Raw genomic sequence first — 26,913 nt, 5'->3', positions numbered from 1 at the left:
TGGATCGGGCTGGCCGTCCTTGCCGTGATCGTGTTGATGACGGTCGTCGGCCGGTCCGGCGGCTACGAGACGGTGGACACCGGCAAGGTCGTTCTCACTGCTCCAGCAGTGAATCCGGGGCTCACCCCCGTCAGTCCCCGCGTCCCCTGCACGACCGCGGCCCCCGCTCCCACCCGGAGCGGGGGCCGCGGTCGTGCCAGGAACGTACAAGACCGGAGCCGCGCGGAAGCGGCAGGCTCGGAACGCCGGACGGAGCGGCCGACGAGGGCCATCGCCGCTCCGGCTTCGCCGGCCCGCAGAGTCCGCACAGCCCGAGAGGATCCGGATGCCCGAGTCCACCGCCCCCGCGTCCACCACTACTGAGCCCACCGCCCCCGCGCCCGCCGTCACTGAGCCCGCCGCCCCCGCGCGCGCCGCCTCCGAGCCCGCCGCCCCCGAGCCCGCCGCCGTGAACATCGCCGAGAAGCTGTCGCAGTTCGGCGAGCTGTGGTCGCAGAAGCGCATCGCCGTGCTCAACGACTACGAGGTCAAGGTCGCCAAGCTGAAGGGGGAGTTCGTTTGGCACACCCATGAGAACACCGACGAGCTGTTCCTGGTCGTCGCGGGGCGGCTCACGATCCAGCTCCGCGACGGCGACGTGGTGCTGGGACCCGGGGAGCTGTTCGTCGTCCCGCGTGGTGTGGAGCACTGCCCGGTGGCCCACGAGGAGACCGCGATCCTCCTGGTCGAGCCGGCCGGAACGCTCAACACCGGTGACGCGGGCGGGCCGATGACCAAGCCGGCCGAGAGCCTGGCCTGAGGGGGAGCCCTGAGCGAGCCGCCCTCACAGGCCCAGCTCGGCGGCCGTCGGCGGCTGGGCCCCCGGGCGGGTGCAGGTGAGGGCGGCGGCCCGGGCGGCCAGGGTCAGAAGGCCGTGCCAGTCGTCAGAGGTGAGGGCGGCGAGGGCGGCGGGGGAGAGGGCGTCCCGCAGCGCCAGTCCGTGCAGCAGTGCCGCCGTGACGGTGTCGCCCGCGCCGATGGTGTCGGCCACCTCGACCCGCGGGGCGGGGGCCGACACCTCCAGTCCGGCCGCCGTGACCACCGTGAGTCCCGCCGCGCCACGGGTCAGGACCACGGCCCGCGGTCCCGCCGCCGCCCACTCGCGCGGCGTGCCGCCCAGCCAGCCGGCGTCCTCCTCGGACAGCTTCAGCAGCGTGACCGCCGGGAGCCAGGAACGGAACCGTTCCCGGTACGCGGCGGGGGAGGGGATCAGCCCGGCCCGGATGTTCGGGTCGAGGACGGTGAACAGGCCCTCGGCCGCCGAGCTCCGCAGCAGCTGCTCGTAGGCGGTCGCCCCCGGCTCCAGCACCAGCGAGCAGGTCCCGAAGGACACCGCCCGGGTCCCCTCCGGCAGCCGCCCGGGCACCTGGAACAACCGGTCCGCGGTGCCCTCGACGTAGAACGCGTACGAGGCGGACCCGGAGTCGTCCAGCAGGGCCGCCGCCAGCGTGGTCGGCTCCGGCCCCCGCTGCACCGGCCCGGTGTCCACCCCCGACGCCCGCAGCCCGTCCAGCAGCGCCTCCCCGTAGCCGTCCGTGGAGACGCGCGAACAGAACGCCACCTCGGCGCCCAGCCGCCCCAGGGCCACCGCGGTGTTGTACGGGCCGCCGCCGGGCGCCGGGCGCAGCAAGGAGAGCGGCCCCCGCTCCTGGGGCACCAGGTCGATCAGGGCCTCACCGGCGACGACGAACACGGGCGGCTCCTTCTGCGGAGGGGACGACACGGGGCACGGCACGGCACCGTCGGCGAGGGCCGACGGGGTCACCACTCCCGCCGACGGGGGCACGGCCCCACGCTCGCACACCACGGGGCCCCCGGTATCGTCTGGCCTGTTCGAACTCCACGCAGACCAGGGGAGCCCCCGCATGTCCGGCAGCGACGACATCCGCCGACGTACCGTCCTGCGCGGCGCCGCGCTCACCCCCGTCGCCGGCCTGGGACTGGTGGCCTGCGGCGGCGCGGGCAACGACTCCTCCGGCGGCGCCGTGGAGCCCGGCGTCGAGCTCGGCGCGGACAGCGACGTCCCCAAGGGCGGCACCAAGCTCTTCGCGAAGCAGAAGGTCGTGGTCAGCCGCGGCGACGACGGCGCGCTCAAGGCCTGGAGCACCGTCTGCACCCACGCCGGCTGCGTGATGACCAAGCTGGACGGCACCACGATCACCTGCGGCTGCCACGGCAGCCAGTTCGACGCCGAAAACGGTCAGGTGGTCAACCCGCCGGCGACGGTTCCGCTCACCGAAGTGCCCGTGAAGGTCGAGAACGGCAAGATCGTCACGGCCCAGGCGTCCTGACACTGCCCCCCAGTAGGGTTGGGGTCATGGCCGACCCCTCCAGCTACCGCCCCCGGCCGGGGGAGATTCCGGACACCCCCGGGGTGTACCGCTTCCGCGACGAGCACCGCCGGGTGATCTACGTCGGCAAGGCGAAGAGTCTGCGCCAGCGGCTGTCCAGCTACTTCCAGGACCTCGCCAACCTGCACCCCCGGACCCGGTCCATGGTCACCACGGCCTCGTCCGTGGAATGGACGGTGGTCTCCACCGAGGTCGAGGCGCTCCAGCTGGAGTACACCTGGATCAAGGAGTTCGACCCCCGGTTCAACGTCAAGTACCGCGACGACAAGAGCTACCCCTACCTCGCGGTGACGATGAACGAGGAGATCCCGCGCGTCCAGGTCATGCGCGGCGCCAAGAAGAAGGGCGTGCGCTACTTCGGCCCGTACGGCCACGCCTGGGCGATCCGCGACACCGTGGACCTGCTGCTGCGCGTCTTCCCGGTCCGCACCTGCTCCGCCGGCGTCTACAAGAACGCCGCCCGCACCGGGCGGCCCTGCCTGCTCGGCTACATCGACAAGTGCTCGGCGCCCTGCGTCGGCCGGATCTCCCCCGAGGACCACCGGGACCTCGCCGAGGAGTTCTGCGACTTCATGGGCGGCCGCACCGGCACCTACGTCCGCCGCCTCGAACAGCAGATGACGATCGCCGCCGAGGACATGGAGTACGAGCGCGCCGCCCGGCTGCGCGACGACATCGGCGCGCTGCGCAAGGCCATGGAGAAGAGCGCGGTGGTGCTCGCCGACGCCACCGACGCCGACCTGGTGGCCGTCGCCGAGGACGAGCTGGAGGCCGCCGTCCAGATCTTCCACGTCCGCGGCGGCCGGATCCGCGGCCAGCGCGGCTGGGTCACCGACAAGGTGGAGGCCGTCACCACCGGCGACCTCGTCGAACACGCCCTCCAGCAGCTGTACGGCGAGGAGGCCGGCGACGCCGTCCCCCGCGAGGTGCTGGTCACCGCCCTGCCCGAGCCGCTGGAGCCGGTGCAGGACTGGCTGGCCGAGCGCCGCGGCTCCCACACCTCGCTGCGGGTGCCGCAGCGGGGCGACAAGAAGGCGCTGATGGAGACGGTGACGCGCAACGCCCAGCAGGCGCTCGTGCTGCACAAGACCAAGCGCGCCTCCGACCTGACCACCCGCTCCCGGGCCCTGGAGGAGATCGCCGAGGCGCTCGGGCTGGACAGCGCGCCGCTGCGCATCGAGTGCTACGACATCTCCCACCTCCAGGGCGAGGACGTGGTCGCGTCCATGGTCGTCTTCGAGGACGGCCTGCAGCGCAAGAGCGAGTACCGGCGCTTCGAGATCAAGGGCTTCGAGGGGCAGGACGACGTCCGCTCCATGCACGAGGTCATCTTCCGCCGGTTCCGGCGCTACCTGGCCGAGAAGGAGCGCACCGGCGAGTGGGCCGAGGGCGCGGTCGGCGGCGAGGTCACCGCCTCCGTGACCGAGGAGGACGGCCGGCCGCGGCGCTTCGCGTACCCGCCGCAGCTGGTGGTGGTCGACGGCGGGCGTCCGCAGGTCGCGGCGGCGCGGCGGGCGCTGGACGAGCTGGGCATCGACGACGTGGCCGTCTGCGGACTCGCCAAGCGGCTGGAGGAGGTGTGGCTCCCCGACGAGGAGGACCCGCTGGTCCTCCCGCGCTCCAGCGAGGGCCTGTACCTGCTCCAGCGGGTGCGGGACGAGGCGCACCGGTTCGCCATCACCTACCAGCGCGGCAAGCGGGCCAAGCGCCTGCGGTCCGGGCCGCTGGACGCGGTGACGGGCCTCGGTGAGACGCGCAAGCAGGCGCTGCTCAAGCACTTCGGGTCGGTCAAGCGGCTGCGCGCCGCGACGATCGAGCAGATCCAGGAGGTGCCGGGGATAGGCCGCAAGACGGCGGAGACGGTGGCCGCGGCGCTGGCAGCCGCGGTGCCGGGCGGTCCCGCCGTCAACACGGCCACCGGTGAGATCCTGGACGACACCCCGCCACCGCCCGCGCCCCGCCCGGCCCCCGCGCCGCGCTCCGCGCCCGAGGTGACGGAACTCCCGGAGCACGAGCCGACGGCGCCCGGCGGCGGAACCCCGCAGACCGCACCGGCGGCGCCCGCCGGCGCGGTCCCGCGGCACGAACCGCCGGCGGGCCACCCTGCCGAGGAACACGACGCCGGCCGGGACGACCACCCGGGCGGCGATGATCAAGGCGTGAGCGAGGACGCGGCCGGGAAGGCGCGCGACGGTGGCCCCGAGGGGTCGCCGGACGGCAAGGACGAGAGACGGGGGCAGCACGCATGACGCAGCAACAGCCGGGGCAACCGGCCGGTACGGACGACGGAGCGGCACAGGTGACGACGGGACCCGAGAGCACCCCGGCGGCGGTCGACACGGCCACCCCCGAACTGGTGATCATCTCCGGCATGTCCGGGGCCGGCCGCTCCACCGCGGCCAAGTGCCTCGAGGACCTCGGCTGGTTCGTCGTCGACAACCTGCCGCCCGCCCTGATCCCCACCATGGTGGAGCTCGGCGCCCGCAGCCAGGGCAACGTCGCCCGCATCGCCGTGGTCGTCGACGTCCGCGGCCGCCGCTTCTTCGACAACCTCCGCGAGTCCCTCGCCGAGCTCGACGCCCGCCAGGTCAAGCGGCGCTTCGTGTTCCTGGAGTCCTCCGACGACGCGCTGGTGCGCCGCTTCGAGTCGGTGCGCCGCCCGCACCCGCTCCAGGGCGACGGCCGCATCGTCGACGGCATCGCCGCCGAGCGCGAACTCCTGCGCGAGCTGCGCGGCGACGCCGATCTGGTGATCGACACCTCCGGCCTCAACGTGCACCAGCTGCGCGCCAAGATGGACGCCCAGTTCGCCGGCGAGGAGGAGCCGGAGCTGCGGGCCACCGTCATGTCGTTCGGCTTCAAGTACGGCCTGCCGGTCGACGCCGACCTCGTCGTCGACATGCGCTTCCTGCCGAACCCGCACTGGGTGCCCGAGCTGCGCGCGTACACCGGCCTCAACGAGGAGGTGGCCGCCTATGTCTTCTCCCAGCCCGGCGCCAAGGAGTTCCTCGACCGGTACACCGAACTGCTGCACATGATCGCGGCCGGCTACCGCCGCGAGGGCAAGCGCTACGTGACCGTCGCGGTTGGCTGCACCGGCGGCAAGCACCGCTCGGTCGCCATGTCCGAGAAGCTCGCCAAGCGCCTGGTCGCCGACGGTGTCGAGACGGTGGTCGTCCACCGGGACATGGGACGCGAATGAGACGCCACACCCCGCGGCTGACCAGCCTGCGCCGCAGCGCCGTCCCCGCCTTCCGCAAGGAGGGCAGGACGGCCGGCCGCGCCGCCACGGAGGCCCGGGGGGCCCGCCCCCGACGCAGGGGCGCCCCGCCCAAGGTCGTCGCCCTGGGCGGCGGCATGGGCCTGTCCGCCTCGCTGGCGGCACTGCGCCGGATCACCGGCGACCTCACCGCCGTGGTCACCGTCGCCGACGACGGCGGCTCCAGCGGCCGCCTGCGCCAGGAACTGGGCGTGCTGCCGCCCGGCGACCTCCGCAAGGCGCTGGCCGCGCTCTGCGGCGACGACGACTGGGGCCAGACCTGGGCCCGCGTCATCCAGCACCGCTTCCAGACCGAGGGCGACCTGCACGGCCACGCCGTCGGCAACCTGCTGATCGTGGCCCTGTGGGAACAGCTGGGCGATCACGTGCAGGCGCTGGACCTGGTGGGCCGGCTGCTCGGCGCGGACGGCCGGGTGCTGCCGATGTCCGCGGTGCCGCTGGAGCTGCAGGCCCTGGTGAAGGGCCACGACCCGGCGCGCCCGGAGGACGTGGACACCGTCCGCGGCCAGGCCACGGTGGCCCTCACCCCCGGTGAGGTGCAGTCCGTCCACCTGGTGCCGCACGACCCGCCGGCCGTCCCGGAGGCCGTCGAGGCGGTGCTGGACGCCGACTGGGTGGTCCTCGGACCGGGGTCCTGGTTCTCCTCGGTGATGCCGCACCTGCTGGTGCCCGAACTGCTCGACGCGCTCACCCGGACCCGCGCGCGCCGGGTGCTCTCGCTGAACCTCGCGCCGCAGCCCGGAGAAACCGAGGGCTTCTCCCCGCAGCGTCATGTGGAGGTTTTGGCACGACACGCCCCTAAACTCGCCCTGGACGTGGTGCTGGCCGACGAGGCCGCCGTACCGGACCGCGAAGCGCTCGCCGCGGCCGCCAAGCGGGTCGGCGCGGCGGTCGAGCTGGCCCCCGTGGCCCGGACCGACGGAACCCCCCGGCACGACCCGGAGCTGCTGGCAGCCGCGTACGACCGTATTTTTCGGATGCATGGAAGGATCGGCCCATGGCGATGACGCCGGCTGTGAAGGACGAGATCTCACGGCTTCCCGTCACCAGGACGTGCTGCAGAAAGGCGGAGGTCTCCGCCCTGCTGCGCTTCGCCGGAGGCCTCCACCTGGTCAGCGGGCGGATCGTGATCGAGGCCGAGCTGGACACCGCCATGGCGGCCCGGCGCCTCAAGCGCGACATCCTGGAGATCTTCGGCCACAGCTCCGAGCTGATCGTCATGGCGCCCGGCGGCCTGCGCCGCGGTTCCCGGTTCGTGGTGCGGGTGGTCGCGGGCGGTGACCAGCTGGCGCGGCAGACCGGCCTGGTCGACGGCCGCGGCCGCCCGATCCGCGGCCTGCCGCCGCAGGTCGTCTCCGGCGCCACCTGCGACGCCGAGGCTGCCTGGCGGGGGGCCTTCCTGGCCCACGGTTCGCTGACCGAGCCCGGCCGCTCCTCCTCGCTGGAGGTGACCTGCCCCGGCCCCGAGGCGGCCCTCGCCCTGGTCGGCGCGGCCCGGCGGCTGTCCATCGCCGCCAAGGCCCGCGAGGTGCGCGGCGTGGACCGCGTCGTCGTCCGTGACGGTGATGCCATCGGCGCGCTGTTGACGCGACTCGGGGCGCACGAGTCGGTGCTCGCCTGGGAGGAGCGGCGGATGCGCCGCGAGGTCCGGGCCACCGCCAACCGGCTGGCCAACTTCGACGACGCCAACCTGCGCCGCTCGGCCCGCGCCGCGGTGGCCGCCGGCGCCCGCGTGCAGCGCGCGCTGGAGATCCTGGGCGACGAGGTTCCCGAGCATCTCGCGGCGGCCGGGCGGCTGCGGATGGACCACAAGCAGGCCTCCCTGGAGGAGCTGGGCGCGCTCGCCGACCCGCCGCTCACCAAGGACGCGGTGGCCGGCCGGATCCGGCGCCTGCTCGCCATGGCGGACAAGCGCGCCTCGGACCTCGGAATCCCTGGCACGGAGGCTGGTCTGTCCGAGGAACTGGCGGACAACCTCGCTGGTTGACGCATATTCAAAGGGCTGTACGGGGGCGCGGAATCGGACCGCGCCCCCGTCGTCATGTGTGCGCGAGGGTGCACGGAAGAGCGTGTTCCGTCCGGCTACCGGCGGGTAAGGAAGGGCCTGCCGGGTATGGGTCATCTCAATGTCACTTCCGGGCCTCACGAGCGGTAGGGTCGGAGGCGGTCGGGGACAACTCATGCAACTCGCCGGGCGGCGGCTTTGCCGTACCGGCGCACAACAAGGAGATGGGTTCGTGACGATCCGCGTAGGCATCAACGGCTTCGGCCGCATCGGTCGCAACTACTTCCGGGCTCTGCTCGACCAGGGTGCGGATGTCGAAGTCGTGGCTGTCAACGACCTTGGTGACACCGCGACCACCGCACACCTGCTGAAGTACGACACCGTCCTGGGTCGCCTGGCCGAGGAGGTCACCCACACCGAGGACTCGATCACCGTCGGCGGGAAGACCGTCAAGGTGCTCTCCGAGCGCAACCCGGCGGACATCCCCTGGGGCGAGCTCGGCGTCGACATCGTCATCGAGTCGACCGGCATCTTCACCAAGCGCGAGGCCGCGGCCCAGCACCTCGCCGGCGGCGCCAAGAAGGTGCTGATCTCCGCGCCCGCCAAGGGCGAGGACCTCACCGTGGTGATGGGCGTCAACGAGAACCAGTACGACCCGGAGAACCACCACGTCATCTCCAACGCCTCCTGCACCACCAACTGTGTGGCGCCGATGGCGAAGGTCCTGGACGAGAACTTCGGCATCGTCAAGGGCCTGATGACGACGGTGCACGCGTACACCAACGACCAGCGCATCCTGGACTTCCCGCACTCGGACCTGCGCCGGGCCCGGGCCGCGGCGGTCAACATCATTCCGACGACCACGGGCGCGGCGAAGGCGACCGCCCTGGTCCTCCCGCAGCTCAAGGGCAAGCTGGACGGCATGGCCATGCGCGTCCCGGTTCCCACCGGCTCGGTCACCGACCTGGTCGTGGAGCTCTCCCGCGAGACCACCAAGGAAGAGGTCAACGCGGTCTTCCAGAAGGCCGCCGAGGGCCCCCTCAAGGGCATCCTGGTCTACACCGAGGACCCGATCGTCTCCTCCGACATCGTCTCCCAGCCGGCGTCCTGCACCTTCGACTCCTCCCTGACGATGGTCCAGGAGGGCAAGTCCGTGAAGGTCATCGGCTGGTACGACAACGAGTGGGGCTACTCCCACCGCCTCGTCGACCTGACGGTCTTCGTGGGCAACCAGCTCTGAGCCTCGAGCCACAACGTACAGTTCCACCGATGTGAAGACAGGGCTTGGACGGCGCAGCGAGGCGCCGTCCGGGCCCTGCTCCATGTCTGAATCAGCTCAGTCGATTCAGCTCAGTCACCGAGGAGTCCCTGTATGAAGACGATCGACGAACTGCTCGCCGAAGGAGTGGACGGCAGGCGCGTGTTCGTCCGCGCCGACCTCAACGTGCCGCTGGCGGAGGGCCGGATCACCGACGACGGGCGCATCCGGGCCGTCCTGCCGACCGTGAAGGCGCTCGCCGAGGCCGGCGCCAAGGTGGTCGTCGCCTCGCACCTGGGCCGCCCCAAGGGCGCCCCGGACCCCGCCTTCACCCTGCGGCCCGCCGCCGACCGCCTGGGCGAACTGCTCGGCGCCCCGGTGGCCTTCGCCGAGGACACCGTCGGCCCCTCCGCCCAGGAGACCGTGAACGGGCTCGAGGCGGGTCAGGTCGCCGTGATCGAGAACCTGCGCTTCAACGCGGGCGAGACCTCCAAGGACGACGCCGAGCGCGGCGGGTTCGCCGACAGCCTCGCCGCCCTCGCGGACGTCTACGTCGGCGACGGTTTCGGCGCGGTGCACCGCAAGCACGCGTCGGTGTACGACCTGCCGGCCCGCCTGCCGCACTACGCCGGCTACCTGATCGCCGCCGAGGTCAAGGTCCTCGAGCGGCTCACCGACGACGTCGCCCGCCCCTACGCGGTGGTCCTCGGCGGCGCCAAGGTCTCCGACAAGCTCGCCGTGATCGACCGGCTGCTGGGCAAGGCCGACCGCATCCTCATCGGCGGCGGCATGGCCTTCACCTTCCTCAAGGCCAAGGGGTACGAGGTCGGCACCTCCCTCCTGCAGGAGGACCAGCTCGGCACCGTCACCGAGTACATGGAGCGCGCCGAGAAGAGCGGCGTGGAGATCGTCCTGCCGGTCGACGCCCTCGTCACCCCGCAGTTCCCGGACCTGAAGACCAAGGCCCCGGCGAACCCCGACACCGTCGACGCCGACGCCATGCCGGCCGACCAGGCGGGCATGGACATCGGCCCGCGCAGCGGCGAGCTCTACGCCGAGAAGCTCGCCGACGCCGCCACCGTGTTCTGGAACGGCCCCATGGGCGTCTTCGAACACCCCGACTTCGCCCAGGGCACCCGCGCCGTCGCGCAGGCCCTCACCGAGTCCAAGGGCTTCACCGTGGTGGGCGGCGGAGACTCCGCCGCGGCGGTCCGTACGCTTGGCTTCGACGAGAACGCTTTCGGCCACATCTCGACCGGCGGCGGCGCCTCCCTCGAATACCTCGAGGGCAAGACGCTCCCCGGCCTCGCCGCACTGGAGGACTGACCCGATGACCACCCGTACGCCGCTGATGGCGGGCAACTGGAAGATGAACCTCAACCACCTCGAGGCCATCGCCCACGTCCAGAAGCTCGCGTTCGCCCTGGCGGAGAAGGACTACGAGGCCGTCGAGGTCGCCGTGCTGCCGCCGTTCACGGACCTGCGTTCCGTGCAGACGCTGGTCGACGGCGACAAGCTCAAGGTCAAGTACGGCGCCCAGGACATCTCCGCGCACGACTCCGGCGCCTACACCGGCGAGATCTCCGGCGCGATGCTGGCCAAGCTCAAGTGCTCCTTCGTGGCGGTCGGCCACTCCGAGCGCCGCCAGTACCACGCCGAGACCGACGAGATCGTCAACGCCAAGGTCAAGGCCGCCTTCAAGCACGAGCTCACGCCGATCCTGTGCGTGGGCGAGGAGCTCGAGGTCCGCCAGGCCGGCCGCCACGTCGAGCACACGCTCGCGCAGGTCGCCGGCGGCCTCAAGGACGTCCCGGCCGAGCAGGCCGAGACCGTCGTGGTCGCCTACGAGCCGGTCTGGGCGATCGGTACCGGCCAGGTCTGCGGCGCCGACGACGCCCAGGAGGTCTGCGGGGCGATCCGCGAGAAGCTCGCCGAGCTGTACTCCCAGGACATCGCCGACAAGATCCGCATCCAGTACGGCGGCTCGGTGAAGTCCGGCAACGTCGCCGAGATCATGTCCAAGCCGGACATCGACGGCGCGCTCATCGGCGGCGCCTCGCTGGACGTGGACGAGTTCGTGAAGATCGTCCGGTTCCGCGACCAGTGACCGGCCGTGACCGGTGGGTGATGCCCGCCGGTAGCGAGTAGGCGGCGGGGAGGATCCGTCGTACCCTTGCGGGGTCCGGTGTCCTGACCAGCGTGCCGCGTGCGGCGGGCGAGGTCGTCAGGGGCGCCGGGCCGCGCGTCGTCCATCCGATTCCGAGGAAGTTGGTCCAGCCGTGGTTATGGGGTTCCAGATCGCCCTGATCGTCTTCAGCTTGCTGATGATGCTGCTGGTGCTGATGCACAAGGGCAAGGGCGGCGGCCTGTCCGACATGTTCGGTGGCGGTATGCAGTCCTCGGTCGGCGGTTCGTCCGTCGCCGAGCGCAACCTGGACCGCATCACCGTGGTCGTCGGCCTGCTGTGGTTCGTCTGCATCGTGGTCCTCGCCATCATCACGAAGTCGCCCTCGGTCGGCGGCTGACCGGAAACCGACGCCGATCGACCGTCGTCGGCCGAAAGGCGAAGGGCGGCGGCCCACGATCCCGATCCACTCCCCGCGCAAGGCCCCATGACGGGTGCGCCTCCCCGGAGGCCGCCTATCATGGGGCCTGCGTCCGTTCGGGGGCCCGCAACTCCCGCCACTGGACGCGCGTTGGGCCTTACGTAGACTGACCGGGCCTACTGAGGGCGCTCGCGGCGAAGCGCTGCGCCGAGAAGCTTCGCGGCACCATCACGCAGGGAGTTACGACCGTGGCAAGTGGCAACGCGATCCGAGGAAGTCGGGTCGGGGCGGGGCCGATGGGCGAGGCCGAGCGCGGCGAGTCCGCGCCGCGGCTGCGCGTCTCCTTCTGGTGCTCCAACGGGCACGAGACCCAGCCGAGTTTCGCGAGTGACGCGCAGGTCCCCGACAACTGGGACTGCCCGCGCTGCGGCTTCCCGGCGGGCCAGGACCGGGACAACCCGCCGGACCCGCCCCGCACCGAGCCGTACAAGACCCATCTCGCCTACGTGCGGGAGCGGCGCAGCGACGCCGACGGCGAGGCGATCCTCGCCGAGGCGCTGGCCAAGCTGCGCGGCGAGATCTGATCCGCCGTCAACGGCCGGACGCCGAACGGGCGTCCGGCCGTTGCGTCATGCCCGCGCGGGCCCGGGCGCGGCGGTCCGCCGGCACGGCCGTCGGTGATTTCGGCCTGTGGACAAACGCGCCATGTCGGGACTGATCAACTAGGTTGGCAGAGGCCGCTGCACGGGTACGCGGCCCGCACACCTTGCAGGCATTGCAGGCACGAAAGAGGGCAGAGTCGATGAACGCAGAGAGCCGTCCGAGGCTCAACCGGCTGCCGGAGTGGAACGCTCTGGCCAAGCACCGCGAGGCGCTCGGCGAGGTGCGGCTGCGCGAACTGTTCGACGCGGAGCCCGGCCGCGGGCCGGCGTACACCCTGCGGGTGGGCGACCTGCACATCGACTACTCCAAGCACCTGATCACCGACGAGACGCTGCGCCTGCTGCGCGACCTCGCCGCCGCCCGTGACGTCTTCGGGCTGCGGGACGCCATGTTCCGCGGCGAGAAGATCAACATCACCGAGGACCGGGCGGTCCTGCACACCGCGCTCCGCGCGCCCCGCGACGCCTCCGTCGAGGTGGACGGAGCCGACGTCGTCCCGGAGGTGCACACCGTCCTGAAGAAGATGGCCGGCTTCGCCGACCGGGTCCGCTCCGGCGACTGGACCGGCCACACCGGCCGGCGCATCCGCAACGTGGTGAACATCGGCATCGGCGGCTCCGACCTGGGCCCGGCGATGGCCTACGAGGCGCTGCGCTCGTACACCGACCGCTCGCTCACCTTCCGGTTCGTCTCCAACGTCGACGGCGCCGACCTGCACGAGGCGCTGCAGGACCTGGACGCCGAGGAGACGCTGTTCATCGTCGCCTCCAAGACCTTCACCACCATCGAGACGGTCACCAACGCCACCTCCGCGCGGACCTGGCTGCTGGAGCGGCTGGGCGCCGGCCAAGAGGCGGTGGCCAAGCACTTCGTGGCGCTGTCCACCAACGCCGGCAAGGTCTCCGAGTTCGGCATCGACACCGAGAACATGTTCGCGTTCTGGGACTGGGTCGGCGGCCGTTACTCCTACGACTCGGCGATCGGCCTGTCGCTGATGATCGCGATCGGCCCGGACCGCTTCCGCGAGATGCTCGAGGGCTTCCACCTGGTCGACGAGCACTTCCGCACCGCCCCGCCGGAGGAGAACGCACCGCTGCTGCTCGGCCTGCTGGGCATCTGGTACAACAACTTCCACGACGCCCAGTCGCACGCGGTCCTGCCCTACAGCCACTACCTGTCGAAGTTCACGGCCTACCTGCAGCAGCTGGACATGGAGTCCAACGGCAAGTACGTGGCCCGCGACGGGCGGCCGGTGGAGTGGCAGACCGGGCCGGTGGTCTGGGGCACGCCCGGCACCAACGGGCAGCACGCGTACTACCAGTTGATCCACCAGGGCACCAAGCTGATCCCCGCCGACTTCATCGGCTTCGCCCGCCCGGTGGAAGGGCTCAGCCCCGAACTCGAGGCGCAGCACGACCTGTTGATGGCGAACTTCTTCGCCCAGACGCAGGCGCTGGCCTTCGGCAAGACGCCGGAGGAGGTCCGGGCGGAGGGCGTCGCCGAGGAACTGGTGCCGCACCGCGTGTTCCTGGGCGACCACCCGACGACCACGATCCTGGCGGAGTCGCTCACGCCGTCCGTGCTGGGGCAGTTGGTCGCGCTCTACGAGCACAAGGTGTTCGTCCAGGGCGCGGTGTGGGACATCGACTCCTTCGACCAGTGGGGCGTCGAGCTGGGCAAGGTCCTCGCCAAGCGGGTGGAGCCGGCGCTCACGGAGGGGGCCGACGTGCCGGGGCTGGACGGGTCCACCAAGGCCCTGGTCGCCACGTACCGGGAGCTGCGCGGCCGCTGACCCGGGTCTCCGCCGCCGGAACCGCTGCGCCGGGGCTGTTCCCTCACCCAGCTTCGCCCCTTCCCCGAACCGGGGCTCCGCCCCGGACCCCTGGCCCGCCCGGCGAGCCGTCCCGCGGTCACGTGCGGGTCTGCGCCCACCTGTGCCGCCCCAGCGGCACGATTGCCCGCAGGGTGAACCGGCTGCCCAGCACCCTCTGCGGGCGGCACGGGCGGCACGGTGGGCGCAGGCCGTCACGTACGCACGGGACCTGACCCGCACCAGGGCGCAAGCACAGCGAAGCCCCCGGCGCCGGAAATCGGGCACCGGGGGCTTCGGCAGAGCCAGGGCTACAGCTTGGACGCGGCCGCCGCGTCGAGGAGCCACACCGTGGCCTCACGGCCGTGCACCCCCGCCGCGGGCGCCTCGGCAGGGTCGATCCCGCCGCGCAGAACCGTCGCCGCGGCCTCCGCCTTGTCCTCGCCCGCCGCGAGCAGCCACACCTGACGCGCCGCCCGGATCGCCGGCAGCGTCAGCGACACCCGCACCGGCGGCGGCTTCGGCGCCTCCCGCACGGCGACCACCGTGCGCTCGGCCTCCCGCACCCCGGGCAGCCCCGGGAAGAGGGAGGCGACATGGGTGTCGGGCCCGACGCCCAGCATCAGCACGTCGAACTCCGGCACCGCCGCGCCGTCCCCGGCGGCCAGCGCCAGCTCCTGCGCGTAGGCGGCGGCCGCAGCCTCGACGTCGTCGCCGTGCGGCCCGTCGGAGGCCGGCATCGCGTGCACCCGCGCCGGGTCCACCGGGACCGCGTCCAGCAGCGCCTCACGGGCCTGCGTGACGTTGCGCTCCGGGTCCCCGGCCGGCAGGTACCGCTCGTCGCCCCACCACAGGTCCAGGCGGGCCCAGTCCACGGCGTCCCGCGCGGGCGAGGCGGCCAGCGCGGCCAGCAGCCCGTTGCCGTTGCGGCCGCCGGTCAGCACCACCGAGGCGTGCCCCCGTTCGGCCTGGGCGTCGACCACGGCGGTGATGAACCGCGCCGCGGCGGCCCGCGCCATCAGGTCCTTGTCGCGGTGGACCAGCAGCCGCGCCTCGACCCCGCTCACTTGGCCGCCGCCCGCTTCACGGCGGGACCGCGCTTGGCGGTCCGCTTCGCGGGACCCTTCACGACGTCCTCCTCGGGTACCTGGACCGCTTCCGCGTCGCCCGCCCCGGAGGCGTTCTGCGCGGGGACTCCCTCCGCCGGGACGCCCTCCGCACCCTTCCCGCCGAAGGCGTCGGCGGCGTCCGCCCCGGCGTAGAGCCGGTCCACCCCGTACTGCAGGGTGGCGGCGTACGTCTCGTCGGGGTCCAGCCGCCGCAGTTCCTCGGCGATCAGCTCCGAGGTCTCCCGCCGCTTGAGCGCCACCTGGCGGTCCGGCTGGCCCTCGATGCCGAGGGTGGCCAGGGTGCCGTCGGCGCGGTCCAGGGTGATCCGGCCGCAGTTGGTGTCCATCCGGACGCCGGTCAGCCCGGGCCCGGCGGAACGCAGGCGGCGCACCGGCACGTCGAGGCGCTCGGCCAGCCACATCGCCAGCAGCTCGCAGCTCGGGTTGAACTCCTCGCCCTCGACCTCGACGGCCTTGACCTGGCAGGAGACCTGGTCGAGCGCGGCGGCCAGCATCGACCGCCACGGGGTGATCCGGGTCCACGACAGGTCGGTGTCGCCGGGGGTGTAGGCGTCGGACAGCGCGCGCAGCTCGCCGACCGGGTCCTCCGACGCGTAGGTGTCCGTCACCCGGCGCTGGGCCAGTGCGCCCAGCGGGTCCTTCGCCGGGTCCAGCGGCGCGTTTATCGGCCACCAGACCACCACGGGGGCGTCCGGCAGCAGCAGCGGCAGCACCACGGACTGGGCGTGGTTGACCACCTCGCCGTAGAGCCGCAGCACCACCGTCTCGCCGGCCCCGGCGTCCGCGCCCAGCCGCACCTCGGCGTCGAGGCGGGACTGGGTGCGGTCGCGCGGGGAGCGGGCGTGCCGCTTGATGACCGCGATCAGCCGCGCGGGGTGCTCGTGCGAGGCCTCCGACGCCGCCTTCATGGCGTCGTAGGCGTTCTCCTCGTCGGTGACGACGACCAGGGTGAGCACCATGCCGACGGCGGGGGCGCCCAGGGCGCGGCGGCCCTGGACCAGCGCCTTGTTGATCTTGCTGGCCGTGGTGTCGGTGAGGTCGATCTTCATGGCCGGCGCCAGCTCCGTCCGTCTCGTGCGAGCATCTCGTCCGCTTCTGCGGGTCCCCAGGTTCCGGCCGGATATTGGGCGGGAGCTCCCTCGGCGTCCCAGAACTGCTCGATCGGGTCGAGGATCTTCCAGGAGAGCTCCACCTCCTCCGTGCGGGGGAAGAGGTTGGCGTCGCCGAGCAGGACGTCGAGGATCAGCCGCTCGTAGGCCTCCGGGCTGGACTCGGTGAACGACTCGCCGTAGGCGAAGTCCATCGAGACGTCCCGGATCTCCATCGAGGTGCCCGGCACCTTGGAGCCGAACCGGACCGTCATGCCCTCGTCGGGCTGCACCCGGATCACCATGGCGTTCTGCCCGAGCTCCTCGGTGGCCGTGTGGCCGAACGGGGAGTGCGGGGCGCGCTGGAAGACCACCGCGATCTCGGTGACCCGGCGGCCCAGCCGCTTGCCGGCGCGCAGGTAGAAGGGGACGCCCGCCCAGCGGCGGTTGTCGATCTCCAGCTTGATCGCCGCGTAGGTGTCGGTCCGGGAGGACTGGTCGATGCCCTCCTCCTCCAGGTAGCCGACGGCCTTCGCGCCGCCCTGCCAGCCCGCCGTGTACTGGGCGCGCACCGTGGAGGCGCCCAGGTCGGAGGGGAGCCGCACCGCGCCGAGGACCTTGGTCTTCTCGGCGGCCAGCGCGTCCGCGTCGAAGGAGGCGGGCTCCTCCATCGCGGTCAGGGCGAGCAGCTGCAGCAGGTGGTTCTGGATGACGTCACGGGCCGCGCCGATACCGTCGTAGTACCCGGCCCGGCCGCCGATGCCGATGTCCTCGGCCATGGTGATCTGCACGTGGTCCACGTAGGACCGGTTCCACAGCGGCTCGAACATCTGGTTGGCGAAGCGGAGCGCCAGGATGTTCTGGACGGTCTCCTTGCCGAGGTAATGGTCGATGCGGAAGACCTGCTCCGGCTGGAACACCTCGTGGACCAGGGAGTTGAGCTCCTCGGCCGACTTCAGGTCGTGGCCGAACGGCTTCTCGATCACCGCGCGGCGCCAGGCGCCGTCGTTCTGGTCGGCCAGGCCGTGCTTCTTCAGCTGCTGGATGACCACCGGGAAGGACCCGGGCGGGACGGACAGGTAGAAGGCGAAGTTTCCGCCGGTGCCCTGGGCGCGGTTCAGCTCGTCGATGGTGTCGCGCAGCGACTCGAAGGACGCGTCGTCGTCGAAGGAACCCTGGACGAACCGCATGCCCTGGGCCAGCTGCTGCCAGACCTCCTCGCGGAACGGCGTGCGGGAGTGCTCCTTGACGGCGTCGTGGACCACCTGGGCGAAGTCCTCGTCCGCCCACTCACGGCGGGCGAAGCCCACCAGGGAGAAACCCGGCGGCAGCAGACCACGGTTCGCGAGGTCGTACACCGCCGGCATCAGCTTCTTGCGGGACAGGTCGCCCGTGACGCCGAAGATCACCAGGCCCGACGGCCCCGCGATACGCGGGAGCCGTCGGTCCAGGGCGTCACGGAGCGGGTTCGCTCCGGTGACAGGAGAGGGTGACAAGGTCTAGGCCTCCGAGGGGGCGAGCCGCTCGAGCTCGGCCTTGGTCGAGTTCAGCAGGTCGTTCCAGGCGGCCTCGAACTTCTCGACGCCCTCCTTCTCCAGCAGCTCGACGACCTCGTCGTACGAGATGCCCAGGGCCTCGACGGCGTCCAGGTCGGCGCGCGCCTGCTCGTAGGTGCCGGTGACCGTGTCGCCGGTGATCTGACCGTGGTCGCCCACGGCCTCGAGGGTGCCGCCCGGCATGGTGTTCACCGTGTTGGGCGCGACCAGGTCGTCGACGTACAGGGTGTCCTTGTACGCCTTGTCCTTGACGCCGGTGGAGGCCCACAGCGGGCGCTGGCGATTGGCGCCCGCGCGCTCCAGGGCGTTCCAGCGCTCGGAGCCGAAGACCTCCTCGTACGCCTGGTAGGCCAAACGGGCGTTGGCCAGGGCGGCCTTGCCGCGGGCGGCCTTGGCGTCGTCGGTGCCCAGGGCGTCGATCCGCTTGTCGATCTCGGTGTCGACCCGGGAGACGAAGAAGGAGGCCACGGAGTGGATCTTCGACAGGTCCAGGCCGCGCTCCTTGGCCTTCTCCAGACCGGCCAGGTAGGCGTCCATCACCTGGCGGTAGCGCTCGAGGGAGAAGATCAGCGTGACGTTGACGCTGATGCCCAGACCGATGACGTCGGTGATCGCGGGCAGGCCCGCCAGGGTCGCCGGGATCTTGATCAGCGTGTTCGGGCGGTCCACCAGCCAGGCCAGCTGCTTGGCCTCGGCGACCGTGGCCCGCTCGTCGTGCGCCAGACGGGGGTCGACCTCGATCGACACCCGGCCGTCACGGCCGTCGGTGGCGTCGAAGACGGGGCGCAGCACGTCGGCCGCGTCGCGGACGTCCGCCGTCGTGATCATCCGGATCGCCTCCTCGACCGTCACCTTGCGGGCGGCGAGGTCGGTGAGCTGGGTGTCGTAGCCGTCACCCTCGGAGATCGCCTTCTGGAAGATCGACGGGTTGGTGGTGACACCGACCACGTGCTGGTCGTCGATCAGCTCCTGCAGGGCCCCGGAGGAGATCAGCTTGCGGGACAGGTCGTCCAGCCAGATCGCCACACCCTCGTCGGAGAGGCGCTTGAGTGCGTCTGTCATGAGTTTTGCATCTCCTACTTGATCGGTATCAGCGTCAGCGCTGGGCGGCGGCGAGGGATTCCCGGGCCTGGGCGGCGATGTTCTCGGCCGTGAAGCCGTACTCGCGGAACAGCACCTTCGCGTCGGCGGAGGCGCCGAAGTGCTCCAGCGAGACGATCCGGCCGGCGTCGCCCACGAAGCGGTGCCAGGTCAGGCCGACACCGGCCTCGACCGCGACCCGCGCCTTCACGGACGGGGGCAGCACGCTGTCCCGGTACGCCTGGTCCTGCTCGTCGAACCACTCCACGGACGGCATGGAGACGACCCGGGTCGGGACGCCCTCCGCCTGGAGCTGCTCGCGGGCCTCGACGGCCAGGTGCACCTCGGAGCCGGTGGCGATCAGCACGACCTGGGGCTCGCCACCCTCGGCGTCCTTCAGCACGTAGCCGCCGCGGGCGGTGTCCTCGTTCGCCTCGTACACCGGCACGCCCTGGCGGGTGAGCGCCAGACCGTGCGGGGCGCCCTTGCCGAACTCCTTGGTCCAGCGGCGCTGGATCTCGCGCCAGGCGAGCGCCGTCTCGTTGGCGTCGGCAGGACGGACGATGTTCAGGCCCGGGATGGCGCGCAGCGAGGCCAGGTGCTCCACCGGCTGGTGGGTCGGGCCGTCCTCGCCGAGACCGATCGAGTCGTGCGTCCACACGAAGGTCACCGGCAGGTGCATCAGCGCGGACAGGCGGACGGCGTTGCGCATGTAGTCGGAGAACACCAGGAAGGTGCCGCCGTAGACGCGCGTGTTGCCGTGCAGGGCGATGCCGTTCATCTCGGCGCCCATGGAGTGCTCACGGATGCCGAAGTGGATGGTGCGGCCGTACGGGTCGGCCTCCGGCAGCGGGTTGCCCTTCGGGAGGAAGGAGCTCGTCTTGTCGATCGTGGTGTTGTTGGAGCCGGCGAGGTCGGCCGAGCCGCCCCACAGCTCCGGTACGACCGAGCCGAGCGCCTGAAGCACCTTGCCCGAGGCGGCACGGGTAGCCACCGAGGTGCCCGCCTCGAAGACCGGGAGCTTCTCCTCCCAGCCGGCCGGCAGCTCGCCCGCGGCGATGCGGTCGAACTCGGCGGCCCGCTCCGGGTTGGCCTCGCGCCACGCCTGGAACTGCTTGTCCCACTCCGCGCGGGCGTCCCGGCCGCGGTCCACGGCCTTGCGGGTGTGGCCGATGACCTCGTCGGAGACCTCGAAGGTCTGCTCCGGGTCGAAGCCCAGCACGCGCTTGGTCGCCGCGACCTCGTCGTCGCCGAGCGCCGAGCCGTGCGCGGCCTCGGTGTTCTGCGCGTTCGGGGCGGGCCAGGCGATGATGGAGCGCATCGCGATGAAGGAAGGCCGGTCGGTCACGGCCTTCGCGGCCTGGACGGCCTCGTAGATCGCGGCCGGGTCCAGGTCGCCGTTCTCCTGCGGCTCGACCCGCTGGACGTGCCAGCCGTAGGCCTCGTACCGCTTGCAGACGTCCTCGGAGACCGCGGTCTCCGTGTCGCCCTCGATCGAGATGTGGTTGTCGTCCCACAGCAGGACCAGGTTGCCCAGCTTCTGGTGGCCCGCCATGGAGGAGGCCTCGGCGGCGATGCCCTCCTGGAGGCAGCCGTCGCCGGCGACGCAGAAGACGAAGTGGTCGAAGGGCGACTCGCCCGGCGCCGCCTCGGGGTCGAACAGGCCGCGCTCGTAGCGGGAGGCCATCGCCATGCCGACCGCGTTCGCCACGCCCTGGCCCAGCGGGCCGGTGGTGGTCTCCACGCCGGTGGTGTGGCCGTACTCCGGGTGACCGGGGGTCTTGGAGCCCCAGGTGCGGAAGGCCTTCAGGTCGTCCAGCTCAAGGCCGAAGCCGGCCAGGTAGAGCTGGGTGTAGAGGGTCAGGGACGAGTGCCCCGCCGAGAGGACGAAGCGGTCACGGCCCACCCAGTCGGCGTCGGTGGGGTCGTGGCGCATGACCTTCTGGAACAGCGTGTACGCCGCCGGCGCGAGGCTCATGGCCGTACCGGGATGGCCGTTGCCGACCTTCTGTACGGCGTCGGCGGCCAGGATGCGCGCGGTGTCCACCGCGCGCCGGTCCAGCTCTGTCCACTCGAGGGCTGTGGTGGTCGGCTTGTTGCTCACCCTGGGTCAGGGCTCCTCTCCACATGTCTAATGCCGGTGAGGTGTGCGCCCACCGGTCCCACCGACGGGTTCCGAGCCGCCGGCGGGTCGAGCCTATCCCGTGCAAACACGGCCTTCTCCCCTGTGACCAGAGTGTGGCCACAGCCCCGATTCTTCTGCGTTCACACCCGCTCACATGGGCATTTCTTCTGCGAACGAAGCCGCTCACATGGGCGAACGACGAGGCCCTCGCGAGGGCCTCCGCGGGTCCTCGGCGAGGCCTCCGCCAGGCCCCTCGTCATGCCCGTCGCCGGGTCCGTCGTCGTGCCCGTCGAGCGGTCCGTCGCGGCGGCCCGACGCCGGTTTGGACACGAGGCCTGCCGCGGGGCGCGGAAGCCTCCCCCGCCGGGTTCCCCGGCCGGTGCTCCCAACACGACAGCACCCCCGCGAATCGTGGGGTCTGGGCAACGTCTAGAGTGGCGTGGTACGCGCGAGCCTTCGCCGGACCTTTCCGACAGGTCCGATTCGGCGAGGGCTCGCTGGGATGTCTCTGTCAGGGGTGTGCGTGACGGCCGTTGAATCCCGTCCAGCGGCGGTGTCCGGGGCGAGCACGAGCAGCCCGAGGCCCAACCGCCGGCCGGTCCGGGCCCGGGTCATGGCCTTCGTGGCGCTCACCAAGCCGCGGATCATCGAGCTGCTGCTCATCACCACCGTTCCGGTGATGTTCCTGGCCGAGCAGGGCGTCCCCGACCTCTCGCTCGTGCTGCTGACCTGCCTCGGCGGGTACCTCTCCGCGGGCGGCGCCAACGCGCTGAACATGTGGTACGACCGCGACATCGACGCGCTCATGGACCGCACCTCGCAGCGTCCGCTGGTCACCGGCATGGTGAGTCCGCGCGAGTGCCTCGCCTTCGGCCTCACCCTGGCCGCGGTCTCCACCCTGCTGTTCGGGCTCACGGTCAACTGGCTGTCCGCCTGGCTCTCGCTCGGCGCGCTCTTCTTCTACGTCGTCGTCTACACGATGATCCTCAAGCGCCGCACGGCGCAGAACATCGTCTGGGGCGGCATCGCCGGCTGCATGCCGGTGCTGATCGGCTGGTCCGCGGTCACCGACTCCCTCTCCTGGGCGCCGGTCGTCCTCTTCCTCGTCATCTTCTTCTGGACGCCGCCGCACTACTGGCCGCTGTCGATGAAGGTCAAGGACGACTACGCGCGGGCGGGCGTGCCGATGCTGCCGGTACTGGCCTCCAACAAGGTCGTCGCCCGGCAGATCGTCGTCTACAGCTGGGTCATGGTCGCGGTCTCGCTGCTGCTGACGCCGCTGGGCTACACCGGCTGGTTCTACACCGCGGTCGCGCTGGCCGCGGGCGGCTGGTGGCTGTGGGAGGCCCACGCGCTCCAGGGCCGCGCCAAGGCGGAGGTCACCGGCGGGAAGCTCAAGGAGATGCGGCTGTTCCACTGGTCGATCACCTACGTCTCGGTGCTCTTCGTCGCCGTCGCCGTCGACCCCTTCCTGCGCTGACGCGGTCCGTTCCGCAATGCTTCGCCCCGACGCGAGGGGCGGGTGGCCAACGCCACCCGCCCCTCGCGTCGCCGCTTTCACTACCCGTCGGTAGCATCCTGACCATGGCAGACACGCAGCAGGTTGACGAGGCGGCCGCCCCGGCGGACGCGCACGGTGAGCGGCGCGCCGCGAAGCTCGCCAAGCAGATCGGGTCCTTCGCCGCGCAGCACGGCGGCGCGGAGGGCCAGGTGGCGCACCTCGGCCGCAAGGGGGCGCGGATCGTCCTGGTGGGCGAGGACGGCGAGTGGGGCGACCTGGTGGCCCCCACGTACGAGGTGGCCGTCGCGGCCGTCACCAAGGCGGGCATCACCGTCCACGAGGACTTCGACGGGGAGTTCGCCGCGAAGGTCAGGACGGGCCCGTACGAGTGGTCCCGGATGGCCGGCATCCAGCTCGGCGGCCCCAAGAATCCCGCCTGAGCCCTCCCCGCCCGAGCCGCCCCGCCCCGGCGCACCCGCGCCGGCCCGCGAGGCGGCTCCGGCGTTTCCAGGGCCCTCGCCGGGCCTCCTGGGTGCACAGGCGCGGGCCCGCACCGCGGAAGGCCGGGGGAACGCGCTGTGCCCCGCCGCGGAGGTCGCAGCGGGGCACAGGGGAGTGCGTCGTGGGGGAGTTACGCGGGGACGGGCTCCGCGGAGGAGGCCGGGACCGCGTCGGGCTCCGTGGCGGGACGCTCGCGCATCGCCAGCAGCACCCGCAGGGTGAAGATCCACACCAGCGCGGAGCCCCCCATGTGCAGCCCCACCAGCAGCTCCGGCAGGTCCAGGAAGTACTGGACGTACCCGATCAGGCCCTGGCCCAGCAGCACCAGGAACAGGTCCCGGGTCCGCGCCAGCGTCACCCGAGGGGAGTCGAACAGCTTCAGCCCCACCCACAGCGCCGCCGTGAGCAGCACCGTCAGCCAGGCCAGCACCGCGTGCGCACGGGTCACCGACTCCCAGTCCAGCGGCATCCGCGGCACGTCACTGGAGTCACCCGCGTGCGGTCCCGCGCCCGTGACCACCGTGCCGACGGCGATCAGCAGCGCGGACACCACCACCAGCGCCCAGGTCAGCCGCCGCAGCGGCGGCGCCGCCAGGGGGCGCGGCGCGGCGTCGCCCTCGCCGGCCCGGTGCCACATCACCGTGGCCGCCGCGATCAACGCGGAGGAGAGCAGGAAGTGCGCGGCCACCGTGTACGGGTTGAGACCGACCAGCACCACGATGCCGCCGAGCACCGCGTTGCCCATCACGATCCAGAACTGCAGCCAGCCGAGGCGGGTCAGCTCCCGCCGGAACGGCTTGGTGGAGCGGGCGGCGATGATCGCCCAGCCGACCGCCGCGCACAGCACGTACGTCAGCAGCCGGTTGCCGAACTCGATGACACCGTGCCAGCCCATCTCCCGCGTGGTGGCGAGCGAGTCGGCGGTGCACTTGGGCCAGGTCGGGCAGCCGAGGCCGGAGCCGGTCAGCCGGACGGCGCCGCCGGTGACCACGATGACCACCGCCATGACGAGCGCGACGAACGCCGCTCGGCGGACGGTCCGCGGATCGGGGGTCCAGCGGGCGGCGATGTAGGCAAGGGGGTTGCGGACCGCGGTCAGCGGCCCGCCGGGAATCTCGTTCGGCACGCGCACCATCGTAGAACGGGGCTTGTGCACGCTTTCACGAGGGTCCGTCCGAAACCCTGTGACGTTACTCCCAGCGGAAGAAACGGCCCGCCGCGGCCAGGCCGACCGCCGCCCAGACGGCCAGGATCCCCAGATCGCCCCACGGCATGCCGGCCCCGTGCTGGAGCACGTCCCGCAGGCCGCCGGAGAGCGCGGCGATGGGCAGCAGCCCCAGCACCGCCTGCGCGGCCTCGGGGAACTTCTCCAGCGGCACCACCACGCCGCCGCCGACCAGCAGCAGCAGGAAGACCAGGTTGGCCGCCGCGAGGGTTGCCTCGGCCTTCAGCGTGCCGGCCATCAGCAGCCCGAGACCGGAGAAGGCGGCGGTGCCCAGCACCAGCAGCAGGAAGACCGCGAAGGGGTTGCCCCGCGGGGACCAGCCCAGCGCGAGGGCGATGACGGTGAGCAGCGCGATCTGCAGCACCTCGGTGACCAGCACCGAGAGCGTCTTGGCGGTCATCAGCCCCCACCGCGGCAACGGCGACGCCGCCAGCCGCTTGAGGACCCCGTAGCGGCGCTCGAAGCCGGTGGCGATGGCCTGGCCGGTGAAGGCGGTGGACATCACCGCCAGTGCCAGCACGCCGGGCGCCAGGAAGTCCACGGCCTTCCCCTCACCGGTGTCGACGATGTCCACGGTGCTGAACAGCACCAGCAGCAGCGTCGGGATCACCACGGTGAGCAGCAGCTGCTCGCCGTTGCGCAGCAGCATCCGCGTCTCCAGCGCGGCCTGCGCGGCGATCATGCGGCCCAGCGGCGCGGCGCCCGGCCTGGGGGAGTAGGTCCCGGTGGCGGTCATGCGCGCAGCTCCTTGCCCGTGAGCTCCAGGCTGTGTCCTCCCGGGGGACGACCCCCGGACCCCCGGCCGGAGGTCGTGGTGTGCGAGGGGTGGTTCACGTCCGCAGTTCCTTCCCGGTGAGCTCCAGGAACACGTCTTCCAGGGTGTGGCGTTCGACGGCGATCCGCTCCGGCATCACCCCGTGCTGGGCGCACCAGGAGGTGACGGTGGCCAGCAGTTGGGGGCCCACGTCGCCGGTGACCCGGTAGGAGCCGGGGACGATCTCGGAGGCCAAGGAGCCGGAGGGCAGCGCCTTGAGGAGCGAGGCCACGTCCAGCCCGGGGCGGCCGGAGAAGCGCAGCGTGTTCTCGGCGCCCCCGCGGCACAGCCGGTCGGGGGAGCCCTGGGCGATCACCTTGCCGGCGTCGACGATGGCGACGTCGTCGGCGAGCTGCTCGGCCTCGTCCATGTGGTGGGTGGTGAGGATGACCGACACGCCGTCCTCGCGCAGGTCGCGCACCAGCTCCCAGGTGGCCCGGCGGGCCTGCGGGTCGAGGCCGGCGGTGGGCTCGTCGAGGAAGACCAGCTCCGGCCGGCCGACGACCGCCATGGCGAGCGCGAGCCGCTGCTGCTGGCCGCCGGAGAGCCGGCGGTAGGAGGTGCGGCCGCAGGAACCGAGACCGAGGCGTTCGATCAGCGCGTCGACGTCCAGCGGGTGGGCGTGCAGCTTCGCGACGTGGCGGAGCATCTCGTCGGCGCGGGCGCCGGAGTACACGCCGCCGGACTGGAGCATCACCCCGATCCGCGGCCGCAGCTCGGCGGCCTGGCGCACGGGGTCGAGCCCGAGGACCCGGACCGTGCCCGCGTCGGGGCGGCGGTAGCCCTCACAGGTCTCGACGGTGGTGGTCTTGCCGGCGCCGTTGGGGCCCAGGACGGCGGTGATGCCCGCCCGGGCCACCAGGTCGAGGCCGTCCACCGCGGTCTTGGTTCCGTACCGTTTCACCAGAGCCTGGATCTGGACGACGGGGGCCGCGGGATCGCTGTGCATGGGACACGAGTCTAGGTTCGCGCGGCGCCCGTCCCGTCCCCGGGTACCGGATCGACGGCGTCCGCCGCGGGGCCGTGCCCGCCGTCCGCCGCGGGCCGGTGCTCGCGCAGCCAGCCCTCCGCGTAGGCCACCGCGTCGGCGAGCGGGAACAGGCGGGCTCGCGCCGCCCCCGCCCGGCCGTGCGCCACCAGGCCCGGACGATCCCGCTCGAGGTCCTCGCCGAGCCGGTCGAAGTCGTCGGAGTCGAGCGCCACGTCGGTCACCACCTCCCACCCGTCGGGGCCCGGCCGCCCTCGCCTCTCCAGCACCGGGGAAGGCGTCCGGTACTCGGCGAGGTGCAGAGCGGTGCAGGAGTCGTAGCCGACGCCCAGCAGCAGCACCCGGGCGCCGAGCCGCTCCAGCCGGGCCAGCGGGCTGTGCTCGCCGAGCGCGCAGTCGGCGGCGTGGCCCTCGACGATCTCGGCGGCGCGGCGGCCGAGGGCGGCGAAGGAGGTCTGCGGATGCGCGCTGCGCACCGCGCCCGGCCAGGCGCGCACGGTCTCCGCGATCACGCCCATGTGCTGCGCCGGAGTGGTCGCGGCGTCGTAGCGGGGCATGGTGGCGCGGACCGTCTCCCACCACTCCCGGGGGATCGGCGGGTTCTCCCAGTAGGCCGGGTCGGACAGCGCGCCGGACTGCGCGGGCACCGCCAGGGTTTTTTCCGGACCGACGGCGTCCAGGAGTGCCTGGACGACCGCGACGGCGCCACCGTTCACCCACCCGAGTGAGCTCAGGGAGGAGTGGACGAGCAGGGTCCCACCTGCGCGGACACCCAGGGAACGCAGGTCGGCGGCGAGCGAGGGACGGGTCACCAGGGGGCCCGCGACGGGTTCGGAAGCCATGGGGTGCAGGGTCTTCGGGCCCTCGGCGGTCCCGCAACCCGATTTACCGGAACGCGTCTTTCCGCAGGTCAGGTTAGGTGTACCTAAGTGATGAAGGGCACCACCGGGCCG

The 26,913-nt window shown here is 72.2% G+C and carries 24 protein-coding genes; 14 read left to right on the top strand and 10 right to left on the bottom strand.

Annotated elements, in window-relative coordinates:
• The first annotated feature begins 325 nt into the window (after positions 1–325).
• A complete protein-coding gene (locus ABT026_RS29425) occupies positions 326–799 on the top strand; it encodes a cupin domain-containing protein (protein ID WP_351118225.1) in 474 nt (157 codons plus the stop codon).
• A gap of 24 nt (positions 800–823) precedes the next feature.
• Here the strand turns inward: ABT026_RS29425 and ABT026_RS29420 are convergent, their stop codons facing one another.
• Entirely contained in the window at positions 824–1,732 is a 909-nt protein-coding gene (locus ABT026_RS29420; RefSeq protein WP_351118224.1) for a carbohydrate kinase family protein, read from the bottom strand.
• Between the two features lie 172 nt (positions 1,733–1,904).
• Between ABT026_RS29420 and ABT026_RS29415 the strand changes: the two genes are divergently transcribed.
• The 11 genes from ABT026_RS29415 to pgi all read left to right on the top strand — a co-directional run bounded on the left by ABT026_RS29415 (position 1,905) and on the right by pgi (position 13,934).
• Positions 1,905–2,330, top strand: a complete 426-nt coding sequence (locus tag ABT026_RS29415) for a Rieske (2Fe-2S) protein (protein ID WP_351118223.1) — start codon at positions 1,905–1,907, stop codon at positions 2,328–2,330.
• A 26-nt stretch (positions 2,331–2,356) separates the two neighbouring features.
• On the top strand, positions 2,357–4,639 hold the full coding sequence (gene uvrC / locus ABT026_RS29410) for an excinuclease ABC subunit UvrC (RefSeq protein WP_351118222.1): 2,283 nt from the start codon (positions 2,357–2,359) through the stop codon (positions 4,637–4,639).
• Complete coding sequence (rapZ, locus tag ABT026_RS29405; RefSeq protein ID WP_351118221.1) at positions 4,636–5,592, top strand: RNase adapter RapZ; 957 nt, start codon at positions 4,636–4,638, stop codon at positions 5,590–5,592. Before uvrC ends, rapZ begins: the two co-directional genes overlap by 4 nt.
• Complete coding sequence (locus ABT026_RS29400; protein WP_351118220.1) at positions 5,589–6,677, top strand: gluconeogenesis factor YvcK family protein; 1,089 nt, start codon at positions 5,589–5,591, stop codon at positions 6,675–6,677. The genes rapZ and ABT026_RS29400 overlap by 4 nt, the downstream gene beginning before the upstream one ends.
• On the top strand, positions 6,668–7,657 hold the full coding sequence (gene whiA / locus ABT026_RS29395) for a DNA-binding protein WhiA (RefSeq protein ID WP_351118219.1): 990 nt from the start codon (positions 6,668–6,670) through the stop codon (positions 7,655–7,657). Before ABT026_RS29400 ends, whiA begins: the two co-directional genes overlap by 10 nt.
• A 250-nt stretch (positions 7,658–7,907) precedes the next feature.
• Positions 7,908–8,915, top strand: coding sequence for a type I glyceraldehyde-3-phosphate dehydrogenase (gene gap / locus ABT026_RS29390; protein WP_351118218.1), 1,008 nt, complete (start codon positions 7,908–7,910; stop codon positions 8,913–8,915).
• A 132-nt stretch (positions 8,916–9,047) separates the two neighbouring features.
• Complete coding sequence (locus ABT026_RS29385) at positions 9,048–10,259, top strand: phosphoglycerate kinase (RefSeq protein WP_351118217.1); 1,212 nt, start codon at positions 9,048–9,050, stop codon at positions 10,257–10,259.
• A 4-nt stretch (positions 10,260–10,263) separates the two neighbouring features.
• Positions 10,264–11,040 carry a triose-phosphate isomerase gene (gene tpiA / locus ABT026_RS29380; RefSeq protein ID WP_351118215.1) on the top strand — a complete coding sequence of 259 codons (777 nt, stop codon included), beginning with the start codon at positions 10,264–10,266 and terminating at the stop codon, positions 11,038–11,040.
• A gap of 178 nt (positions 11,041–11,218) precedes the next feature.
• Entirely contained in the window at positions 11,219–11,458 is a 240-nt protein-coding gene (gene secG, locus ABT026_RS29375) for a preprotein translocase subunit SecG (RefSeq protein ID WP_351118229.1), read from the top strand.
• Positions 11,459–11,727: 269 nt separating this feature from the next.
• Positions 11,728–12,063, top strand: a complete 336-nt coding sequence (locus ABT026_RS29370; protein ID WP_128377828.1) for an RNA polymerase-binding protein RbpA — start codon at positions 11,728–11,730, stop codon at positions 12,061–12,063.
• Positions 12,064–12,281: 218 nt separating this feature from the next.
• A complete protein-coding gene (gene pgi / locus ABT026_RS29365) occupies positions 12,282–13,934 on the top strand; it encodes a glucose-6-phosphate isomerase (protein WP_351118214.1) in 1,653 nt (550 codons plus the stop codon).
• 329 nt (positions 13,935–14,263) lie between these two features.
• Here the strand turns inward: pgi and pgl are convergent, their stop codons facing one another.
• Genes pgl through tkt form a run of 5 tightly spaced genes read right to left on the bottom strand, consistent with a single transcriptional unit; the run spans position 14,264 to position 20,910 of the window.
• The gene (gene pgl / locus ABT026_RS29360) at positions 14,264–15,019 is read right to left on the bottom strand and encodes a 6-phosphogluconolactonase (protein ID WP_351118213.1); all 756 of its coding nucleotides are present in this window, start codon (positions 15,017–15,019) and stop codon (positions 14,264–14,266) included.
• Complete coding sequence (gene opcA / locus ABT026_RS29355) at positions 15,016–16,131, bottom strand: glucose-6-phosphate dehydrogenase assembly protein OpcA (RefSeq protein ID WP_351118212.1); 1,116 nt, start codon at positions 16,129–16,131, stop codon at positions 15,016–15,018. The genes pgl and opcA overlap by 4 nt, the downstream gene beginning before the upstream one ends.
• On the bottom strand, positions 16,128–17,666 hold the full coding sequence (gene zwf / locus ABT026_RS29350) for a glucose-6-phosphate dehydrogenase (protein WP_351118211.1): 1,539 nt from the start codon (positions 17,664–17,666) through the stop codon (positions 16,128–16,130). The genes opcA and zwf overlap by 4 nt, the downstream gene beginning before the upstream one ends.
• A gap of 3 nt (positions 17,667–17,669) precedes the next feature.
• Positions 17,670–18,788 (bottom strand): transaldolase, encoded by a 1,119-nt coding sequence (gene tal / locus ABT026_RS29345; RefSeq protein ID WP_351118210.1) that lies wholly within the window; start codon positions 18,786–18,788, stop codon positions 17,670–17,672.
• Positions 18,789–18,822: 34 nt separating this feature from the next.
• Positions 18,823–20,910 (bottom strand): transketolase, encoded by a 2,088-nt coding sequence (gene tkt, locus ABT026_RS29340; RefSeq protein ID WP_351118209.1) that lies wholly within the window; start codon positions 20,908–20,910, stop codon positions 18,823–18,825.
• A 538-nt stretch (positions 20,911–21,448) separates the two neighbouring features.
• Here tkt and ABT026_RS29335 point away from each other — a divergent pair.
• Both ABT026_RS29335 and ABT026_RS29330 read left to right on the top strand, forming a co-directional pair.
• Positions 21,449–22,411, top strand: coding sequence for a heme o synthase (locus ABT026_RS29335; RefSeq protein WP_351118228.1), 963 nt, complete (start codon positions 21,449–21,451; stop codon positions 22,409–22,411).
• 104 nt (positions 22,412–22,515) lie between these two features.
• Positions 22,516–22,872 carry a hypothetical protein gene (locus ABT026_RS29330; RefSeq protein WP_351118208.1) on the top strand — a complete coding sequence of 119 codons (357 nt, stop codon included), beginning with the start codon at positions 22,516–22,518 and terminating at the stop codon, positions 22,870–22,872.
• Between the two features lie 191 nt (positions 22,873–23,063).
• Here the strand turns inward: ABT026_RS29330 and ABT026_RS29325 are convergent, their stop codons facing one another.
• From ABT026_RS29325 to ABT026_RS29310, 4 genes are all read right to left on the bottom strand, one after another.
• Positions 23,064–24,068, bottom strand: coding sequence for a COX15/CtaA family protein (locus tag ABT026_RS29325; protein WP_351118207.1), 1,005 nt, complete (start codon positions 24,066–24,068; stop codon positions 23,064–23,066).
• A 55-nt stretch (positions 24,069–24,123) separates the two neighbouring features.
• A complete protein-coding gene (locus ABT026_RS29320) occupies positions 24,124–24,894 on the bottom strand; it encodes an ABC transporter permease (protein WP_351118206.1) in 771 nt (256 codons plus the stop codon).
• A 94-nt stretch (positions 24,895–24,988) separates the two neighbouring features.
• Positions 24,989–25,921 carry an ABC transporter ATP-binding protein gene (locus ABT026_RS29315; RefSeq protein ID WP_351118205.1) on the bottom strand — a complete coding sequence of 311 codons (933 nt, stop codon included), beginning with the start codon at positions 25,919–25,921 and terminating at the stop codon, positions 24,989–24,991.
• Positions 25,922–25,932: 11 nt separating this feature from the next.
• Entirely contained in the window at positions 25,933–26,802 is an 870-nt protein-coding gene (locus ABT026_RS29310; protein WP_351118204.1) for an AAC(3) family N-acetyltransferase, read from the bottom strand.
• Positions 26,803–26,913: the final 111 nt, after the last annotated feature.

This window comes from Streptomyces sp. NPDC002734, from assembly GCF_040295685.1.
In the GTDB taxonomy this organism is placed as follows: Bacteria; Actinomycetota; Actinomycetes; order Streptomycetales; family Streptomycetaceae; genus Streptomyces.
This window is presented reverse-complemented; position numbering and strand designations above follow the sequence as displayed.

Bases quoted from the DNA above. Each gene is read 5' to 3' on its own strand.
- ABT026_RS29425 (WP_351118225.1), top strand. From the start codon at position 326: ATGCCCGAGTCCACCGCCCCCGCGTCCACCACTACTGAGCCCACCGCC.
- ABT026_RS29415 (WP_351118223.1), top strand. From the start codon at position 1,905: ATGTCCGGCAGCGACGACATCCGCCGACGTACCGTCCTGCGCGGCGCC.
- uvrC (WP_351118222.1), top strand. From the start codon at position 2,357: ATGGCCGACCCCTCCAGCTACCGCCCCCGGCCGGGGGAGATTCCGGAC.
- rapZ (WP_351118221.1), top strand. From the start codon at position 4,636: ATGACGCAGCAACAGCCGGGGCAACCGGCCGGTACGGACGACGGAGCG.
- ABT026_RS29400 (WP_351118220.1), top strand. From the start codon at position 5,589: ATGAGACGCCACACCCCGCGGCTGACCAGCCTGCGCCGCAGCGCCGTC.
- whiA (WP_351118219.1), top strand. From the start codon at position 6,668: ATGGCGATGACGCCGGCTGTGAAGGACGAGATCTCACGGCTTCCCGTC.
- ABT026_RS29385 (WP_351118217.1), top strand. From the start codon at position 9,048: ATGAAGACGATCGACGAACTGCTCGCCGAAGGAGTGGACGGCAGGCGC.
- tpiA (WP_351118215.1), top strand. From the start codon at position 10,264: ATGACCACCCGTACGCCGCTGATGGCGGGCAACTGGAAGATGAACCTC.
- secG (WP_351118229.1), top strand. From the start codon at position 11,219: ATGGGGTTCCAGATCGCCCTGATCGTCTTCAGCTTGCTGATGATGCTG.
- pgi (WP_351118214.1), top strand. From the start codon at position 12,282: ATGAACGCAGAGAGCCGTCCGAGGCTCAACCGGCTGCCGGAGTGGAAC.
- opcA (WP_351118212.1), bottom strand. From the start codon at position 16,131: ATGAAGATCGACCTCACCGACACCACGGCCAGCAAGATCAACAAGGCG.
- tal (WP_351118210.1), bottom strand. From the start codon at position 18,788: ATGACAGACGCACTCAAGCGCCTCTCCGACGAGGGTGTGGCGATCTGG.
- ABT026_RS29330 (WP_351118208.1), top strand. From the start codon at position 22,516: ATGGCAGACACGCAGCAGGTTGACGAGGCGGCCGCCCCGGCGGACGCG.
- ABT026_RS29325 (WP_351118207.1), bottom strand. From the start codon at position 24,068: ATGGTGCGCGTGCCGAACGAGATTCCCGGCGGGCCGCTGACCGCGGTC.
- ABT026_RS29320 (WP_351118206.1), bottom strand. From the start codon at position 24,894: ATGACCGCCACCGGGACCTACTCCCCCAGGCCGGGCGCCGCGCCGCTG.
- ABT026_RS29315 (WP_351118205.1), bottom strand. From the start codon at position 25,921: ATGCACAGCGATCCCGCGGCCCCCGTCGTCCAGATCCAGGCTCTGGTG.
- ABT026_RS29310 (WP_351118204.1), bottom strand. From the start codon at position 26,802: ATGGCTTCCGAACCCGTCGCGGGCCCCCTGGTGACCCGTCCCTCGCTC.